Source organism: Clostridium sp. DSM 17811 (assembly GCF_018861905.1).
GTDB classification, from domain to species: domain Bacteria; phylum Bacillota; class Clostridia; order Clostridiales; family Clostridiaceae; genus Clostridium_AD; species Clostridium_AD frigoriphilum.
The window spans coordinates 169,659-187,431 of record NZ_JAHLDU010000004.1 but is presented as its reverse complement, the minus strand read 5'-3'; the positions used below and the strand labels follow the sequence as shown (position 1 = coordinate 187,431).

11 protein-coding genes are annotated in these 17,773 nt (G+C 30.5%); 4 read left to right on the top strand and 7 right to left on the bottom strand.

The annotated features are described in order from the left end of the window. Positions 1–55 precede the first annotated feature (55 nt). From KPL44_RS07730 to KPL44_RS07710, 5 genes are all read right to left on the bottom strand, one after another. Positions 56–2,149 (bottom strand): methyl-accepting chemotaxis protein, encoded by a 2,094-nt coding sequence (locus tag KPL44_RS07730; RefSeq protein ID WP_216248437.1) that lies wholly within the window; start codon positions 2,147–2,149, stop codon positions 56–58. A 160-nt stretch (positions 2,150–2,309) separates the two neighbouring features. Further along, the gene (locus KPL44_RS07725; protein WP_216248435.1) at positions 2,310–4,142 is read right to left on the bottom strand and encodes an ABC transporter ATP-binding protein; all 1,833 of its coding nucleotides are present in this window, start codon (positions 4,140–4,142) and stop codon (positions 2,310–2,312) included. A 15-nt stretch (positions 4,143–4,157) separates the two neighbouring features. Then, positions 4,158–5,960, bottom strand: a complete 1,803-nt coding sequence (locus KPL44_RS07720) for an ABC transporter ATP-binding protein (protein WP_216248434.1) — start codon at positions 5,958–5,960, stop codon at positions 4,158–4,160. Between the two features lie 53 nt (positions 5,961–6,013). Next, a complete protein-coding gene (locus KPL44_RS07715; RefSeq protein ID WP_216248432.1) occupies positions 6,014–6,826 on the bottom strand; it encodes an SWIM zinc finger family protein in 813 nt (270 codons plus the stop codon). Between the two features lie 75 nt (positions 6,827–6,901). After that, positions 6,902–9,985: a DEAD/DEAH box helicase gene (locus tag KPL44_RS07710; protein ID WP_216248430.1), complete on the bottom strand. Its 3,084-nt coding sequence runs from the start codon at positions 9,983–9,985 to the stop codon at positions 6,902–6,904. A gap of 155 nt (positions 9,986–10,140) precedes the next feature. Between KPL44_RS07710 and KPL44_RS07705 the strand changes: the two genes are divergently transcribed. Then, the gene (locus KPL44_RS07705; RefSeq protein WP_216248428.1) at positions 10,141–11,046 is read left to right on the top strand and encodes a chemotaxis protein; all 906 of its coding nucleotides are present in this window, start codon (positions 10,141–10,143) and stop codon (positions 11,044–11,046) included. A gap of 58 nt (positions 11,047–11,104) precedes the next feature. Here KPL44_RS07705 and KPL44_RS07700 read toward each other — a convergent pair whose 3' ends face one another. Next, positions 11,105–12,256 (bottom strand): alanine dehydrogenase, encoded by a 1,152-nt coding sequence (locus KPL44_RS07700; protein ID WP_216248426.1) that lies wholly within the window; start codon positions 12,254–12,256, stop codon positions 11,105–11,107. Between the two features lie 357 nt (positions 12,257–12,613). Between KPL44_RS07700 and KPL44_RS07695 the strand changes: the two genes are divergently transcribed. Next, positions 12,614–13,384 (top strand): hypothetical protein, encoded by a 771-nt coding sequence (locus tag KPL44_RS07695; protein ID WP_216248424.1) that lies wholly within the window; start codon positions 12,614–12,616, stop codon positions 13,382–13,384. A gap of 64 nt (positions 13,385–13,448) precedes the next feature. Here KPL44_RS07695 and KPL44_RS07690 read toward each other — a convergent pair whose 3' ends face one another. Continuing rightward, entirely contained in the window at positions 13,449–14,810 is a 1,362-nt protein-coding gene (locus tag KPL44_RS07690) for an MATE family efflux transporter (protein ID WP_216248422.1), read from the bottom strand. 312 nt (positions 14,811–15,122) lie between these two features. Here KPL44_RS07690 and KPL44_RS07685 point away from each other — a divergent pair, with 312 nt between their 5' ends. Beyond that, the gene (locus KPL44_RS07685; RefSeq protein ID WP_216248421.1) at positions 15,123–16,604 is read left to right on the top strand and encodes a spore germination protein; all 1,482 of its coding nucleotides are present in this window, start codon (positions 15,123–15,125) and stop codon (positions 16,602–16,604) included. Between the two features lie 14 nt (positions 16,605–16,618). Further along, on the top strand, positions 16,619–17,773 hold the full coding sequence (locus KPL44_RS07680; protein WP_216248419.1) for a Ger(x)C family spore germination protein: 1,155 nt from the start codon (positions 16,619–16,621) through the stop codon (positions 17,771–17,773).

The window sequence follows — 17,773 nt, the reverse complement described above, 5'->3', positions numbered from 1 at the left end:
ACGATTATTACTTAAGACTACTTTTAAATATATATTCTTTCCTGTCTTTATATTATTATAAAGTAAATTTATTCATTTTTACTCTAAGTTCATTAGTTGAATTCTCTAATTGTATTACTAAACCGTCCATATTCTTAGTTTCAACATATTGATTTTCAATTACAGCACTTATTTTCCCAACAGAATCTGTAAACTCCCCGCAAATAATATTTACTTCTTTAAGTGTATTTATAACACTTGTATTTTCATTATTTAAAACATCAATACTAAGGTCAATATTGCCAATTGACGATACTATATCCTCTGTAGATCTTAACGCCTTTTGATAACTTAAAATAGTTTCATTTATAGCGTTATCTTGCTCATTAAAAACTCTATTTACCTCATCTATGCTAATTTCAGTCCTTGACATATTATTATTTACACTACTAACTATATCTTGTATTTTACTCATTTGCTCACCAATACCATCTGACAAGCTTCTAATTTCTCTAGCAACTATACTAAATCCAGCACCATATTTCCCAGCTGTTGCAGCCTCTATTGACGCATTTAAAGATAATATATGAGTTCTTTTAGATATGTTATTTACAACATCTACTATACTTTTAATACCCATAAAATCCGTATATAATTCCTTGAATGATTTATTTACGCCATTTAGTTTATTTGTACTTTCTTTATTTATATGTTTTAGACTAGTGATTGAACTTATGTTTGAATTATTAATAGTTTTAATATTTTCAGCTTTTAGATACATATCCGTAGATCGTTCTTTTATGCTTTGTACCTTTTTAGTTATGCCTTCAACAGACCTTACGCTTGAATTTATTACGCTAGTTAATTTATTTGTGTCGTTAGATACCATTTGAGTATTTTCTGTAATTATCTCCATGCCTATTACTATATTATGCTGCGTTGTACAAGTTACCTTATTAATGTGTAAAAGCTCTTCTGTCACCTTAGCTACGTCATAAACTAAGGATTTAATATTTTGCGTCATAGTATTAAAACTTAAACCTAGTTTACCAATTTCATCATTGCTTTTTATTATATTCACAACTGCAAGATTTCCATTTGAAATCTCTACTGTATTTTTCACAAGGATGTTCATTGGTCTCAGAATTTTCCTTATAAATATATAACATAAAGGCACCATTACTAAAAGCATTATAAAAGTCATTAACACTATAAGTTTTCCTATTGTATTTGATGCACTTTTCATATTATTTTCATTTACTGTAAAAACTACTAAACTTTTAAGCTCAGGTACACTAATATAAAACGCATTAAATGTATCTTTACCTGTCTTATATGTAAACTCCTTCATACCATTCCTTTCAAAATTATTTTTATCCTTAGTTATGCTTATCAATTCAGTAATATCGAGTTTTTTATTAATACGATGTTTATCTGGATGATATATTATGTTTTGAGAACTATCCACTACAAACAAAAATCCATCGTCTAAGAATTTAAACTTATCAAATCTTTGAGAAAAGTAGTCTATGTATACACTTTTTCCAGCTAGTCCTATTACATTATTATTTTCATCCTTAATAGGTTGCACAAATGTAACTACTGGCTTAAAATTTACAACTGATGTATATACTGAACTTACGGATGGAATACCCCTCAAAGCATTTTTTGTATAATCATTTTGGCTTAAATCACTATTTAAATACTCCTCATCACTATCAACTATAATTACTCCATCTTTATCTGCAATGAACTCATGTTCATCACTCTTATTACTTTTAGCATATGTTTTTAACCTATTTGTCATTTTTTCAATTTCATCTTTATATTTTATTTTAAACGCATCCCGATCTGTAACATTTTTATGTTTTACAACTCCAATAACATCACTATTTAATGCATTTTTTTCAACATCACTAGTTTGTAATTTTATCAAATTTATGAAATTTTCATATACCTCATTAGACACTAACTTCATATTTTGTTTATTAGTGCTTACCATTTTATTATAAGTAACCCTATATATAATTGCATTTTCTATAACCATAAAGAAAACTAAGGTCACAGCTACTATTAAAATGATTTTTATAGGAATGGAAATATTTTTAACCCTTGTAAAAATGTTAGATGTTGTAATTGTTGTCTTTTGCTTTTTAAAATTTGCGTTCATCGGATACAGCTCCTTTAGATAACATTGTATATATTGTCAATTTATATATTACTTGACGTAAGTTAAGTCCATGTTAACTAAATGTTAAAGTTTATAGGGACGGTTAATAACTTTAATATAAGTTATTAACCGTCCCTTTAATTTTTGTTTAACGTCGCGTTTATGATAATATGTCTTTACTCTCCATTTCCTTATCCTCTAAGAGCTGATTTGTATACAGGCTATAGTAATACCCCTTTTTCTTTAATAGCTCTCTGTGGTTGCCTGATTCCGTGATTTTTCCATTTCTTATAACAAGAATTTTATCAGCGGATACAATTGTTGAAAGTCGATGAGCAACTACAAAGCTAGTTCTACTTTTCAGAACCTTTTCTATAGCATTTTGTATCATTCTTTCTGTTTCTGTATCTATAGATGATGTAGCCTCATCGAGTACAAACAATGCTGGATTTGCGAGTATTGCTCTAGCGAAGGATATAAGTTGCTTCTCTCCTGTTGACAAATTTCCTCCACCTTCACCAACCTGCGTATCATATTTCTTATCTAGCTTACTTATAAAACTATGAGCATTCACAAGCTTTGCCGCATTTTCAATTTCAAGTATTGATGCATTAAGTTTACCATATATGATATTGTCTCTAATTGTTCCACTAAATAGATGTGGGCTTTGAAGCACATATCCAATATTTGATTGAAGCCATAATAATGATCTTTTTCTATAATCTATACCATCAATTAATATTTCCCCACTAGAAGGTTCATAAAATCTACAAAGTAAGTTTACTAGTGTGCTTTTACCAGAACCTGTTTCTCCAACTAGCGCTATAGTTTCACCTTTATTAACCTTTAAATTAAAATTTCTAAACACCTTTTCTCCATTTTTATATGTAAAACTTACGTCCTTAAATTCTATATCCCCATGTATTTTTTCCCAATTATCTCTTTTTGAATGGAATAAATCACCATATTTTTTTATCACATCTTTACTGTCCCATATATCAGGTTTTGTTTCTATTAAGCCTATAATTCTTTCTGCAGATGCTTGTGCATTCTGAAGTTCTGCAATTGTTCCAGCTAAACGATTTATAGGGTCAAAAAACTGAACTGTATAAGCAATAAACATTACAAAAGTACCATAGGATAAATCTCCTGCTATAATTTTTTCCCCACCTATCCATAAAACAAAACCCACACCTAAACTACCCATAGATATAACTATAGGTAGAAATAGAGCAGAAAACACTGCAGCTTTCACCGATGAGTTTCTCATTTTACCTGCATCTAATTTAAACTCTTTTAAGTTTTCTTCTTCACGAACAAGCGTTTTAGTAGTTTTAGCCCCAGATACTTCTTCACTAAAATCCGCGGTTAATCGTGAATTAAATTTTCTGACAACTCTATATGATTTAAGGATTTTCTTTTGAAAATACATTCCTATTAAAAATAGAACCGGTACCACACTCATACATATAAGTGTTAATCCTACATTATTATAAAGCATTACTCCTATGAATCCAGCCATCATAACTAGTGCCCATACCATGTCAATTAGTCCCCATGATATTATTTCACTAAGCTTTGTTACATCAGAGGTCATTCTTGCCATAAGCCATCCCACAGAGGATGTATCATAATATGAAAAAGATAACTCTTGAAGCCTTTTAAACCCAATTTTCCTTATATGATAGGCCAGATGTGTTTCTATTTTGCCTGCATGTATTATAAATAATCTTACATTTAATCCTTGAAAAACAATAACACAAAAATATACTAATGCAAATATGGGAAGCCCATCTATAGTTTTCTTAACTATAAAATTATCGATTGCATACTTCGTTAGTAGCGGCATTACTACGTCAATACCTGCAACTCCAACCATTAGAAATGCTAAAAAAATAAGTCCATTTTTGAATTCTGACAGATATTTAAAAAGTTTTCTCCATATACCTATATCTATTTTTTGAGCTGATTTACGTTTATCTATTCTATCCATAATATTACCTGCCTTTTACTCATAACTTACTGGCGCATCGTCCGTAAAATCATCAATATTTGTTTGTATCTCCCATATTCTTTTATAAATACCATCTTTTTTAATAAGCATTTCATGGGTTCCTATGTTTTCAATCTTTCCATGATTTAATACTATTATTTTATCTGCATCCATTACTGTTGAAATTCTGTGAGAAATTATGAATGTAGTACTGTTTTCACTCCTCTTTTTTAGTTTTCCCCTTATGATTCTATCAGTCTCAGAATCCACTGCACTTAATGAGTCATCAAATATTAGTATTGGCATATCTTTAACAAGTGTTCTTGCTATGGCCACTCTTTGTCTTTGTCCTCCTGAAAGTGTAACACCTTTCTCTCCAACAACAGTGTCATAGCCCCTCTCAAATGTCGTTATAACATTATGCACAGCGGCTACACTAGCTGCACTATAAATTTCTATATCCTCTGAGTGTATCTTTGCCATTTTAATATTTTCCCTTATACTTCTTGAGTAAAGAAAGGGTTCTTGAAGCACTATACCTACATTACTTCTCATATGTTTTCTTTCAATATCCTTAAGTTCTATTCCGTCAATTTTTATAGACCCACTATTATAGTCATAAAGCCTTAATAATAGATGTACAAGTGATGACTTACCTGAACCCGTTGGCCCAACAATCGCAACTGTTTCACCTCTCGCAACCTTGAAAGTTAAGTCTTTTAGAATTTCATTACCTTCCTCGTATTCAAAGCACACATTTTCAAAAATTATTTCTCCTTTGATCTCACTCTTAAGAGCCTTTCCATCTTCACTTTCCACTGAAGTATCGAGAATCTTAGATATCCTCTTAAGTGAAACTGCCATTTTACCCATATCAGTTAGAACTCTACCCAGTTGCCTTACTGGCCACAATAGCATTCCCTCATAGGTATTAAATACCACCAAAGTACCTAGACTTATTACTCCATTAACTGCAAAATAAATACCCGAAACCAAAACTAGACCAATTTGAGTCATACAAAGTATATCAGATGATGACCAATAAATTGATTCTAGTTTTACTAATTTGAAATTTAAATCTCTATATTTCTTGTTTTCTTTTTCATATTTCTCAATTTCAAAATTCTGCCTTCCAAATGCTTTTACAACCCTAACTCCACTTAGATTTTCTTGAAGAACAGTTGTTAGAACACCCTCTTGTTCATCTGCTTTTTCAAAAGTACTTTTAATTTTATAAAAAAACACATATGAGAATATAAAAATAATTGGTACTATTACCATGGCAATAATCGTCATCTTTTTATTAAGTGACAACATCATTATTATTGCAAATACTACTATAAAGAATGCTCTTCCTATTTCCACCATTTGCGTTGCAAAAAACTTTCTAACGGTTTCCACATCCGATGTACACCTTTGAATTAGATCTCCTGATTCTGCTTTCACATGATACTCATATGGCAAGTTTTGAATATGATCATAAAGCTTCACTCGCATATTTCTTGATATATTTTCAGCAGCCCTAGCTGAAAAATTTCCACTTAAGAATAAGAAAACCCCTCTTATACATGTTAATGTTACAAGACTTAATGCACAAACCCATAAATTTGTTATAAGTACTTCCTTGCCACCTACTGCCATAATAATCTTTTGCAGAGGTTTTATCACATCCATTGGTTTATTCCCTATTACTGAATCTATTGTTATTTTTACAATCAAAGGCTCAAGCATTGCTATAAATGTAGCTGCCGCTATGGAAATTATTGCTACGATATATAACACTCTATTACCTTTAGTTAAATTTATTAGTTTCTTCATACGATTTTTCTCCTCGCGACTTTACCCATCAAATGATGATAATACATCAATACTTACTTTCCAATTAAATACTTCCTTGTTTCCTCTTCAGTGCTCGTATATGCCACCGTCATTTTACATTTAAACTCATCATCACTCATGCAAAATTTTGGAATTCCAAGTGTCGTTATAACTTCATGTTTAATTTCTGGTGTTATATATGAAAATGTCATATTTAACACATCTTCATCTATTCTATCAAAATTCTCAAATTCTCGTTTTAAATCTTCTATAGTTTTTCTTGACCTACGATGTATTTTTGCTTTTCTATTGACCTGTTCCCCTTCATTTCCACTTCTTAGAGTTCTTAGTGCTTTTAAAAAATTTTCTTTATCCATGCCTCTAAGCTTTAAAATTACAAAGGGATCTTTATCAAATTCAATTCCAAGCATATAATGAACTGCAGCTATATGCTTACATGGATTTGCAACATCTGAGCATGAACACTCACTTACTAAATGTATTTGTTTTTTAGGAAAAAGAGTTACCCCTCCTTCTTTAAAAGCGTCTTCTATGTTTTCTGGCATTTCTCCATTTAAAAGTTTAGCACAAAATATAGCCTTTTGTACCATAACATTCATTATTTTTTTCCACTGATCTTCTGTAAATGCACTTATTTTTATATTTACTTTATAGGGACCTTCACTGCTGCCTTGAACTCTTGCATTTATTTCTCCTTTGCAAAAATCTAAACTCAGTACATTGCCATCTCTTGCGCATTCGCGTCCGCTGTCAATCGTCGAACTTTCAGTAAAACTCGAAATTGCATTATTCCACTTTTTAGACCACCAATTGCTACCAAATTCATTTCTTATTCTTCCAGTCACGAAGTTACATCTCCTTGCCTCTATCTATGCAAATAACAACTATTAAATCATCTCTTTAATTGTTACCTGTGAATTTTATTCTTTATTGTCATGCTCTAATATAAATAATTCTCGGAGCTCTTTATTGCTCATCTCTGATATCCAATTTTCATTTGTTGACACTACACTTTCAGCAAGTGCTTGTTTTCGCTCTAGCATTTGATCTATTTTTTCCTCAAGAGTTCCCATGCATATAAATTTATGCACATGCACATTTTTAACTTGCCCTATTCTAAATGCTCTATCCGTTGCCTGGTTTTCTACAGCAGGATTCCACCATCTATCAAAGTGAAATACATGATTAGCTTTTGTTAGGTTTAAACCAAGTCCTCCAGCTTTTAATGATAATATAAATACCATGGGCTCACTCGTGTCATTTTGAAATATATTAATTAATTCTTCTCTTTTTTTTCTGCTCGTTCCTCCGTGTAAAAACAATGTCTTTACTCCTAGTTTCTTCTCAATTTCTGACTCCAAAATGTGTCCCATTTCTGCGAATTGAGTAAATACCAGTGACCTATCCCCTTCTGCAATAACAATTTCTAACATTTCGAGTAACCTTTCAAGTTTTCCAGATCGACCCTCAATCTCGCCATGGTCCTTTAAAAACTGTACGGGATGATTACAGATTTGCTTGAATTTTGTTAATGAAGAAATAATAAGTCCTCTCCTTTGAATACCCTCAGAGTCATCAATTTTATTTAAACAATCCTTTACCACAGCTTGGTATAAAGTAGCTTGCTCCTTTGTTAAAGATGCATATTCCTTCGTCTCAATTTTTTCTGGTAAATCGCGAATAATGTTTGTATCAGTTTTAAGTCTTCTTAATACAAATGGTGAAATTATTTTTTTCAGTTTATTACTTTTTTTAGGGTCTCCATCCCTCTCTATTGGGACTGCAAACTCACTTCTAAAAGTTGACCAATTGTATAGATATCCTTTATTTAAAAAGTCCATAATAGACCACAAATCTGAGAGTCTATTTTCAACTGGTGTTCCCGTTAATGCAACTTTATATTCCGCTTTAAGGGTTTTTATATACTGCGTTTGTTTTGACGCACTATTTTTAATATTTTGTGCTTCATCTAATATAATCCCTGCCCATTCTTCCTTTTGAAATAAATCCCGGTCCCTTACTATTAGAGCATAGGTTGTAATAACAACCTCATTTTTATGTATTTCTTTGCTAAAGTTTTCATAACTCCATCTGCTATTTCCGTGATGAATTGCAGACTTAAGACCTGGTGCAAACTTTTCAATTTCTCTTTCCCAATTTCCTACGACAGATGTGGGACATATTATTAAGGTTGTTTTATCAGTTAACCTCTTTTCACGCTCATAAAGCATAAGGCATATACTTTGTACTGTTTTTCCAAGCCCCATATCATCAGCAAGGCAAGCCCCTATACCATGGTTTCTAAGAAATGTTAACCATGAAAAACCTCTCTTTTGATACTCACGAAGAGTACCCCTAAAGCCCTTTGGAATACTAACTTGCTCTATATTATTTAAATTAAATAATTTTTCAAAAAAATTTCCAACAGCCTCTTGATTATCCATATTATCAACACTAACTCCAGGAACTATTTCTTCATCACTTAAGTTAAGTCTTAATAATTCTCCCATTGGAATCTTTCCATTAAGCCCCTTATTCATTTTCATCTTAGAAAGTGACTTAATTTGATGTATATCAACCTGTACCCACTGACCCCTTAACTGAATAAAAGGCACCTTCAAATTTGATATTTTATCAAATTCTTTCTCACTTATTTCATTTCCATTTAATGCCAATCTCCAATCATATTCAAGAATAGTATCCATATTAAATAGACTCTTTACCGCTAAGTTAGTATTAGTAGTATGATTTTTATCCTTTAATTTAACAGAAAGCCTTGAAGGTTTCTTCCACCAAGCTGGTGTAATAATACCAAACCCTTTCTCCTTCAAAAAATAAGCTGATTCTCTTAAAAATGAATAGGCTTCCTCCTCAGATAACTTGCATTCTATTGGAACTGAATCGTATAGACTCCTTTCAATAGGAATAAATATCTTTGATGCTACCGCTAAATCCTCAAGTAACCTCTCTTGTGGATTATTAAATTTTTTATTCAAATATGTTATTGTATCAACAGACTCTTCAAAAATCATTTTTGCTGGTAGCATTAGACTAAGATCATCCTTATCTTGAAGCAAATACTCTATTGTCCAATCCTCTTCTCTTCTTGGTGGATTAACCTTAAAACATGTTCGAAACTTAAAGTTATTATTTTTAATCTTTATAGGTTCTATCCATTTCTTATATTCCTTTAGCATTTTTATCTGATCACTTGTTGAAATAGGCATCTCCGGTAATTCTGAGAAAAGAGAAAACATCCAATTACTACTTAAGTTACTCAAACCATCCTCTAAATTATTAGTCTCATTGTTTATACCAGTGCAACTACTTCTAACCATACTATCAATCATAGAATCCATAAAATTGCTTACCAATTTAGTAGCATTTGTGTATACAAATTCTTGATTTTCTAGGTCAAAATATGATTTACAAGTTGCAGGCATATTGCTGCATAAGATCTTTTTCTTATCAATATACTTAGGATCACTTGTATGCCATCTCCACTGAGAATTCACTTTTTTATTTACCCGATCAATAGTTAATGATGGTAAATATTTATGTTTTATTATAAGCTCAGCTGTAAATTTAGCTACTATAATCCAAAACTTTAATTCCCCTGATAACTCAATTTCATAAAGATTGTTTCTATCTATATTTAAAATCATATCGAATGCATCTAAATTATTAAAAGCAATCCCCCTAATTTCTCTCTTAAGAAGATCCTTAGATTCAAAATCGTATTTATACTTTCCATGTTTTATGTCTACTGCTCGATCTTTAATAATACTTCTAAGTTCAATAACTGAAGACATTTTTTCATATAGTGGAAGTGCATTTTTAGGTTTCCTACCTCTTCTTGTACACTTAGTTTCGCCACTCTCGCCCCACAATATAAATGTATGCATACCTTCTGTAGTTTCTATCCATCCGCCATTTAATATCAAATTTACTTCACCCTCTAATAATGCTGTTAACATTTTTCTACGTACTATACAGTTTACCATATTTAGCTTAAGAATTTCACTTTTATATTCTATTTTATTATTTTAAATTCGACTTTTCATTTAAACGTAAAGTTATAGCAGTTTTGTTCGAGATATTAAGTACATATAATTTTATGAAATACTATCTTTATATCTATTTGAAAGTGAGGGAAAATATGAATACTAATAATATACTCTTAGAATCCGGAACTGGCGAGGTTGAAATACTTGAATTTATTATAAACAATAAATTTTATGCAATTAATATTATAAAAGTTAAAGAAGTAATAAATGCAAACAATTTAACGAAACTCCCTGAATCACATCCTGCCATAGCAGGACTTACACTGTATAGAGATAAAATAATAACCTTAATTGACTTAAGATACGTCTTAGAGAAACAACATAAAAACGAAATTGAATCACCGATCATTCTTTGTGAATTTAATAAAATTGAGGTAGCCTTTAGTATTGATAGTATTGTAGGCGTTCACCGTATTAAGTGGGAACAAATAACAAAACCAGATGATATATCTACTAATTCACTAGTTATAGGAAATATTGTTTTAAGCAATAAAATAATATTAATGTTAGATTTCGAAAAAATAGTCACCGATATCAGCCCTTCTACTGGAATTAGCGAGGACAGAATAGTTGATATAGATTACAAGGATAGGTCTAACGTTAAACTAGTACTCGCCGATGATTCTCCTTTAATTAGAAAATTATTAAATGATACTCTTATTAAAGCCGGTTTTGTTAACTTAAAAATATTTAATGATGGAAAGCAAGCTTTAGATTATTTATTGGATTTAGTTTCAAAAAAAGGAATTGAATTTACGAAAGATGTCCAAGTTCTTATAACTGATATTGAAATGCCACAAATGGATGGTCATACTTTAACACGAAAAATTAAAGAACATGTTATTCTAAGAAAATTGCCAGTTATTTTATTCTCCTCATTAATTACAAGTGATTTAAAACATAAAGGTGAAGCAGTTGGTGCAGATGCTCAACTTAGCAAGCCTGAAATAGCTGAACTTGTATCTTGCATTGATGGGTTTACTAACAAAACCAGTTAATAAAAAAGCATTGTATATGACTATTAAAGCTGTGAATGTCTAATTCACAGCTTTATAACTACATTACTATCTCTGATACCTCATTTTCATAACCATTTAAGCTTTCTTCAAAACATTCAATAGTTCCTCTATATATTGCTCTATTAAAGTAATCATTGTTATTTAAATTAAAGTCGCTAGAAGAGTACCCTATAAGATTTTGTATAATATATACAAGTTGCTTACCATATAAATCCATGTTGCCTTTTGGTTTAACCCCTGGCCATGCGTTACAACTTACAACTGTCCTTTGATTAATTATTTCGATGCACTTTGGCACAGCACTATATTGAGCATCATTTGGGTACATAACAATTTTATCTAATGTTCCATGTGGTATACCTTCTACTGCCTTCACTTGGAAAGGAAAAATATCTGTTAAGTATGGGTCTGACGTTAAATCTAAAATTATAGAATGATCCTTTAAATATCCGATTAGTTCATTTGTGACAATATATTTTGTCGCATCATTTCTAGTAGTTGCATCTACTAAAATATCTGTCTTTGTTAATATTTTTATCATCTGTTTTTTATCATCTGTTATATTTCTTGGTAACATATTAACAAGTACACCCTTCGATTTTTCCTTAAGTATTCCTTCACTTTCTTTATTATTACCATATTTACCTGCCATTCTCGCTGCCGTAAGTCCCACTCGTCCCATACCCATTATGCTCACAATTATAGGTTTTTGCGCACAAATATTTTCGCTTTTATAATTTTTAGCAAGCTCTGTAAATGCAACATTAATTCCATTTCCTGATGTACCCTCATAATCAACAACAATTCTTTCAAGAAAATCATTTCGGATAGAATCCATCGAAACAGCAAATATGCCCCTTTCTTTAAGCTTTTCTACTCTAGTAGCTCTAGTAGGATAATGAAGCATACTTAGCAAAATACTGCCTTCTCTCATATACTCAATTTGCTTAAACTCTGGCGACCTTAAAACTACAACGATATCTTTTTCATAACATTCCTTATTAGATACAAATTGTATTGTTTTATTTTCCTTTAGATAATCTTCATTTGTATAACCTAATGCTAAACCATATCCTTCTTCTAGAAATACTTGCACATTTTCTTTTTTAAGTATACCAATCAATGATGGTAAAAAATCTCTTTTCTCATTTGTTTCTTTATGCATTCTTGGAAAACTTATAGTTTTCAATAAAATCATCCTCCTTATTTTGCGGTCGCGAAAATAACATATATTAATTTTTATTCCCCCGCCTATTCCTCTGTGGAATAAAATCATTATCTGCATGCAACATCATTAAACTGTTTATTTTTAAATTTTCTTTATAATTGAACATTAGATATAACAATAAAAGATTATTTTGAAGTGTTTAAACTTTGATTGTATTTATAGTTGAATTGTATTATGAATCACTATAACATTACTTCTTATTGAATCTTTGACAAGTAACAATTTGAACCGTATAATTAAGTTGTTTCTTACTTACAACTTGATTATACAATGCAAGTTGTAAGTTTGCAATATTATATTAGGAGGTAACGATAATTTATGAAGTATTTTTTAGATAAGTATCTTAAAGAAACAAATTTTGATTTTATTTTGACTATAGATTGTGAAGGATACAATTTCGATAAAAATTTAAAAAACAATGTCCTTAACTTAGAATCGTTATTAAAATTAAATTCCGAAAACAATATATACACTCTTTTATTTATAACTCCCTACTTCGCTCAAATGTTGAAAGAACTTAATCTAATTGAAAAGATAAAAAATAATTATAAAGTTATATTCGGCCTTCATATTCATCCAAATAATCTACCGGAAGAAATAGAAAAACACTGTACCTTTATAAAAAGTGATGAAGATCTATTGTCGTACTACTCTTATGACCAGCAAAAACTTATAATAAAATATTGTTATGAATATATTTTTAAATTAGGAATTGAGCCAATTCAAGCTTTTCGCGGAGGATATTTTTCTATAGACGATAACACATCAAAGATATTAAATGAATTAACTGACATTAAGTATGAATCCCACAATGTTTACAGACCTGAATATAAAGTGATAAAAAATGAATTAACTCCAATATCTGTTTACGCACAAAATGAAACCGAAGAATTAAGACTTGAATATTTTAATACTAAAAAGCTTTCAGAAATGCTTCAAAAAGGTATCGATGAAAATAAAAAACTATTTGGAATAACTCATAGTTACCTATTAGATCCAAATGATTTTCATTATAAACGTGATAATATAAAACCAAACATTCATGAAAGAATGAAGATTTTAATAGATATTATAAATAAAAACAGATAAATTTCTACCTCAAAAATAAATAGCAACTATATTTATTTTTATTAATATTTTCTAAAGGAGCTTGTTAAAGTAAGCTCCCTTTTGATCCATTTGATAATTTATTGAATTTATACTCAAAGAAAATAAACATAAGTAGTGCATCTACTCCCCATTGAAATGCAGTTACCCACCAAACTGCTGTGATTGGGAAATTTAAAACATTAATAAAATAATATGTTAATGGTAGCCTTATAATCCAACTTGTAAAGCAGCTAATTAAAAATGGACTCTTTACATCACCTATCCCCTTTAGTGCTCCTGCAAATACTAATGATAAGCCTATAAACGGCTGCTCTGCTGCTCCAATTGCAAGGCACTTTCCTGCTAAATAAGCAACTCTCTTCTCATTATTATTTACAAATAAATCCACCAAAAAATTCGGCATAAATAAGAATATTATTGCGAATATACTCATCATAGCTACTGCGTAAAATGCGCAGTTAAACGCAACTTTTTTCGCTTGTTTATAATCTCTTTTCCCGACATTAATACCCACTAGAGTAATAACTGCAATACCAAAACCAATACTTGGCATAACTGAGATACCCTCTATCATATTAGCTATTGCATCAGCTGCAAATGAAATACTTCCAGATTTAATTATAACAGCAACGCACATAAGCTTACTGATACTAAACGCTGCTTCTTCCATTGAACATGGAATAGCAAGTACTAGTATTCTTTTAATATCATTAAAACATACAGAAAAAATATAGATTAGTTTAAGTTTAACTTGTGATTTAAACACAGTATAATAGAAACAAAAAACAAATCCACATAAATAAGCAACTGTAGATGCTATAGCTGACCCGTCTATTCCCCTTGTATTAAACACGATACCAAAAACCAATAAATAATTCAAAATACTCTTTATAAAAAGTACAATTAAAGAACATATAAATGGTATGAAAGTATTCCCATATCCTATTAAAATGGAATTTAAAAGCCTCATACTCATGAAAAAAAATAAGCCTACAGAGTTTATCTTTATATATGAATATCCTATTTTGAGTATTTCATTCCTAGCCCCAAGTAAATAAAGAAGCTCTTCACCAAAGAAAAAAACTACTATTGTAATAATTAAACAAAACCCAATTCCTAAAATAAATCCTAATGACGCAAATCTCTCAGCATTTTTATATTGCCCAGCACCTACTAATCTAGAAACTAATGAAACAATACTTATACAAAATCCTCCGGTAATAAATACCTCTATAAATGCATTTGTTAAATTATTACTTAACCCTACAGCACTTACTGCTATATTTCCACCATATCTCCCTATCATCATTAAATCAAATATAGACATTAATGTATATATTGTTATCTCCGCAACTACCGGTAGCGAAGTATTGAGTACTTCATTTGTTGTATACTTATTCGCCATACATAAGCTACCTCCTAATGATTAACTTTCATTATTAAGTATATTAACTAAATCTCTTTTAATGAATACTTCTGAAATGTCGTTAAATCCATTTGATATATATCTTTGACTAAAATATTTAGGAATTGGATAAAGTATATATATAGAGTTAGTTATTATAATATAAAGGATGTTTAACGACATTTCAGAAGAAAAGTCCCCCACTACTTTAATTGGGAGTTGTATACCTTAACAAATAGAAAATTTCAGTAGGTGTATTAATCTCCCTCTGAAGTCGTTAATATTGCAGCGACCCAGGAGATGATTTAACTTATGAATACAAATGACTTTTCAGATGTAAAACTAACACAATCATTAGAAAAAAATATTAATATAATAAAAAACATTTTTATTAACGACACAACAGTGGTATATAGAGAGTTATTGCTTGGAAAACCTACTAAAATCAAGTGTATGATTGTATATATTGATGGAATGGCAAATTTACAAGCAATTAATGAGGATATTATAAAACCACTTTTCCTAAGTGATATGTCTAATATTAACAACAATAACATTATTGACATTTTAATACAAAAGGTGCTTTTAACCGCTGACAACAAAAAGACCTCTTCTGTAGATGATCTTGTTAATGGAATAATATATGGAAAAACTATACTTTTTATAGATGGTTTGATTAATGTGCTTTCTATAAATACTATCGGATGGCAAACAAGAGCAATTTCAGAACCCCAATCTGAAACTATAGTTAGGGGACCGCGTGAAGGCTTCACCGAATCTATGAATTTAAACCTTACACTTCTTAGGCGTCGGATTATTAATCCTAACTTAAAATTTGAATTCATGAGAATTGGGAAACAAACTAAAACTCAAATATGTGTATGTTATATTGAGGGTATTGCAAAAGAACCTATACATAAAGAACTTATGACGCGGCTTAATAATATTGATATTGATGGTATTTTAGATTCTGGTTATATAGAAGAAATTATTAAGGATGCTCCATATTCGCCCTTTAGGACTATTATTAATACAGAAAGACCTGATGTGGTATCAGGTAAACTTCTTGAGGGAAAATTTGCAGTTATCTGCGATGGAAGTCCTGTTGTTTTAACTCTTCCAAGTATCTTCGTTGAAGTTTTTCAAAGCAATGAAGACTATTATGATAATTTTTTGTTTTCATCATTTGTCAGATTACTACGATGGCTATGCTTTTTTATTGGTACTAGTGTTTCAGCCATATATGTTGCACTTGTAACCTTCCATCAAGAACTTATCCCAACTCCTCTTCTTATAAGTATATATTCCGCAAGAAAAGGAGCCCCTTTCCCTTCTATCGTAGAGACTATGATTATGATGATAACTTTTGAAATACTTAAAGAAGCAGGTCTTAGAATGCCTAAATATATTGGAGGAGCAATTACTATAGTAGGCACCCTGGTTCTTGGTGATGCTGCTGTTAATGCAAGACTAGTGAGCGCACCTGTAGTAATAATTACTGCTATAACTGGAATTGCAAGTCTTATGTTACCTCAAGTTCTAGGAATAGTTGAAATACGGATATTTTTTTTATTATTATCTTCCTTCCTAGGTTTATACGGTTATATTTTTGGCGTAATGGGTTTAGTCCTTCATATGATGTCTATACGTTCCTTTGGTATACCTTATATGAGTAACGTACCTTCTTTTTCTAAACAAGATGTAAAAGATACTATAATTAGGGCTCCCTGGTGGAATATGCATTTAAGACCGAAGATGGTTACAAAAAATAAAAAACGTATGAAAAAAAGATGAAAGAGGGCGTTTAAATGAAAAAAAAAATAGTATCCATAATTTTTATTATAATTATATGCCCTATTATACTATGTGGATGCTGGAACTATAGAGAGATAGATACCTTAGCAATAGTAGCTGGTATGGCATTAGATAAAGATATGGTAACAAATAAATACATACTCACAACAGAAGTTATAACCACGCAAGCTCAAGGGGTATCCTCAATCATTAGTTCTCAGATTTTCACGACTGAAGGTGACAGTGTATTTAGTGCAGTTAGAGACGCGATAAAAAAGACTGGTTTAAGGCTTTTTTGGAGTGATTCGAAAGTTGTAATAATAAGTGATTCCATAGCAAGAGAAGGTATAATTCCTGCAATTGATTGGACTAATAGATCCAACTTTGTTAGACCAGATATGTGGCTATTAGTAGCAAAAGGAAATACAGCTTCTGAAATTTTAAAGACTAAGGTTAAGATTAATGAAGTAACTTCCTTTCATCTTGATGATACTATGAATTCCTGGAGTGTTCTTTCTAAATTTACTAATTCAATGGTATGGTCATTTATAGATGAATTATCATCACCTGGGAAGTCCGAAGCAGTAACTACAGTTGAAAATAAACTTAGTGATGGCGCTATTCTCCCCATTGTAGAAGGTTGTGCTATTTTTAAATCAGATAAGCTTGTTGGGTATATAAATGGAAACGAAACCCTATATATGCTTATGATTAAAAATAAAATAAAACAAAGTTTAATTACCTTAATAAATGTTTCAGGTTCAAACACCAACGTAACCTTAGAACTAAATGATAATAGAACTAAATTAACCCCCATTTATAACAATGGATCAGTTTCAATGATAATAGATGTTTATCCAACTCTAAGTATTCATGAAATTCAAGGAACTAAAGATTTCATGAAAGAAGAAAACTTAGAAATACTTCAGAGTGAAGCTGAAAAAAAAATCGGGTCTCAGATACAGACTTTAATTAGTAAATTACAAAAGGATTATGATAGCGATGTTTTAGGCTTCGGAGAAAAATTTAATGAAGAAAAACCAAAAGTTAGTAAAGATTTCAAGAAAAATGGAAAAGACATTTTTACAAATATGAAGACTACAGTCAACGTACATGTGCAAATAAAGGGCAGTAATAAAACAATGAAGCCTATCACTATAGGGCAATAA

Excerpts from the sequence above, each read along its gene's own strand:
- KPL44_RS07680 (WP_216248419.1), top strand. The coding sequence starts at position 16,619 with ATGAAAAAAAAAATAGTATCCATAATTTTTATTATAATTATATGCCCT.
- KPL44_RS07695 (WP_216248424.1), top strand. The coding sequence starts at position 12,614 with ATGAAGTATTTTTTAGATAAGTATCTTAAAGAAACAAATTTTGATTTT.
- KPL44_RS07725 (WP_216248435.1), bottom strand. The coding sequence starts at position 4,142 with ATGGATAGAATAGATAAACGTAAATCAGCTCAAAAAATAGATATAGGT.
- KPL44_RS07730 (WP_216248437.1), bottom strand. The coding sequence starts at position 2,149 with ATGAACGCAAATTTTAAAAAGCAAAAGACAACAATTACAACATCTAAC.
- KPL44_RS07720 (WP_216248434.1), bottom strand. The coding sequence starts at position 5,960 with ATGAAGAAACTAATAAATTTAACTAAAGGTAATAGAGTGTTATATATC.
- KPL44_RS07690 (WP_216248422.1), bottom strand. The coding sequence starts at position 14,810 with ATGGCGAATAAGTATACAACAAATGAAGTACTCAATACTTCGCTACCG.
- KPL44_RS07705 (WP_216248428.1), top strand. The coding sequence starts at position 10,141 with ATGAATACTAATAATATACTCTTAGAATCCGGAACTGGCGAGGTTGAA.
- KPL44_RS07710 (WP_216248430.1), bottom strand. The coding sequence starts at position 9,985 with ATGGTAAACTGTATAGTACGTAGAAAAATGTTAACAGCATTATTAGAG.
- KPL44_RS07685 (WP_216248421.1), top strand. The coding sequence starts at position 15,123 with ATGAATACAAATGACTTTTCAGATGTAAAACTAACACAATCATTAGAA.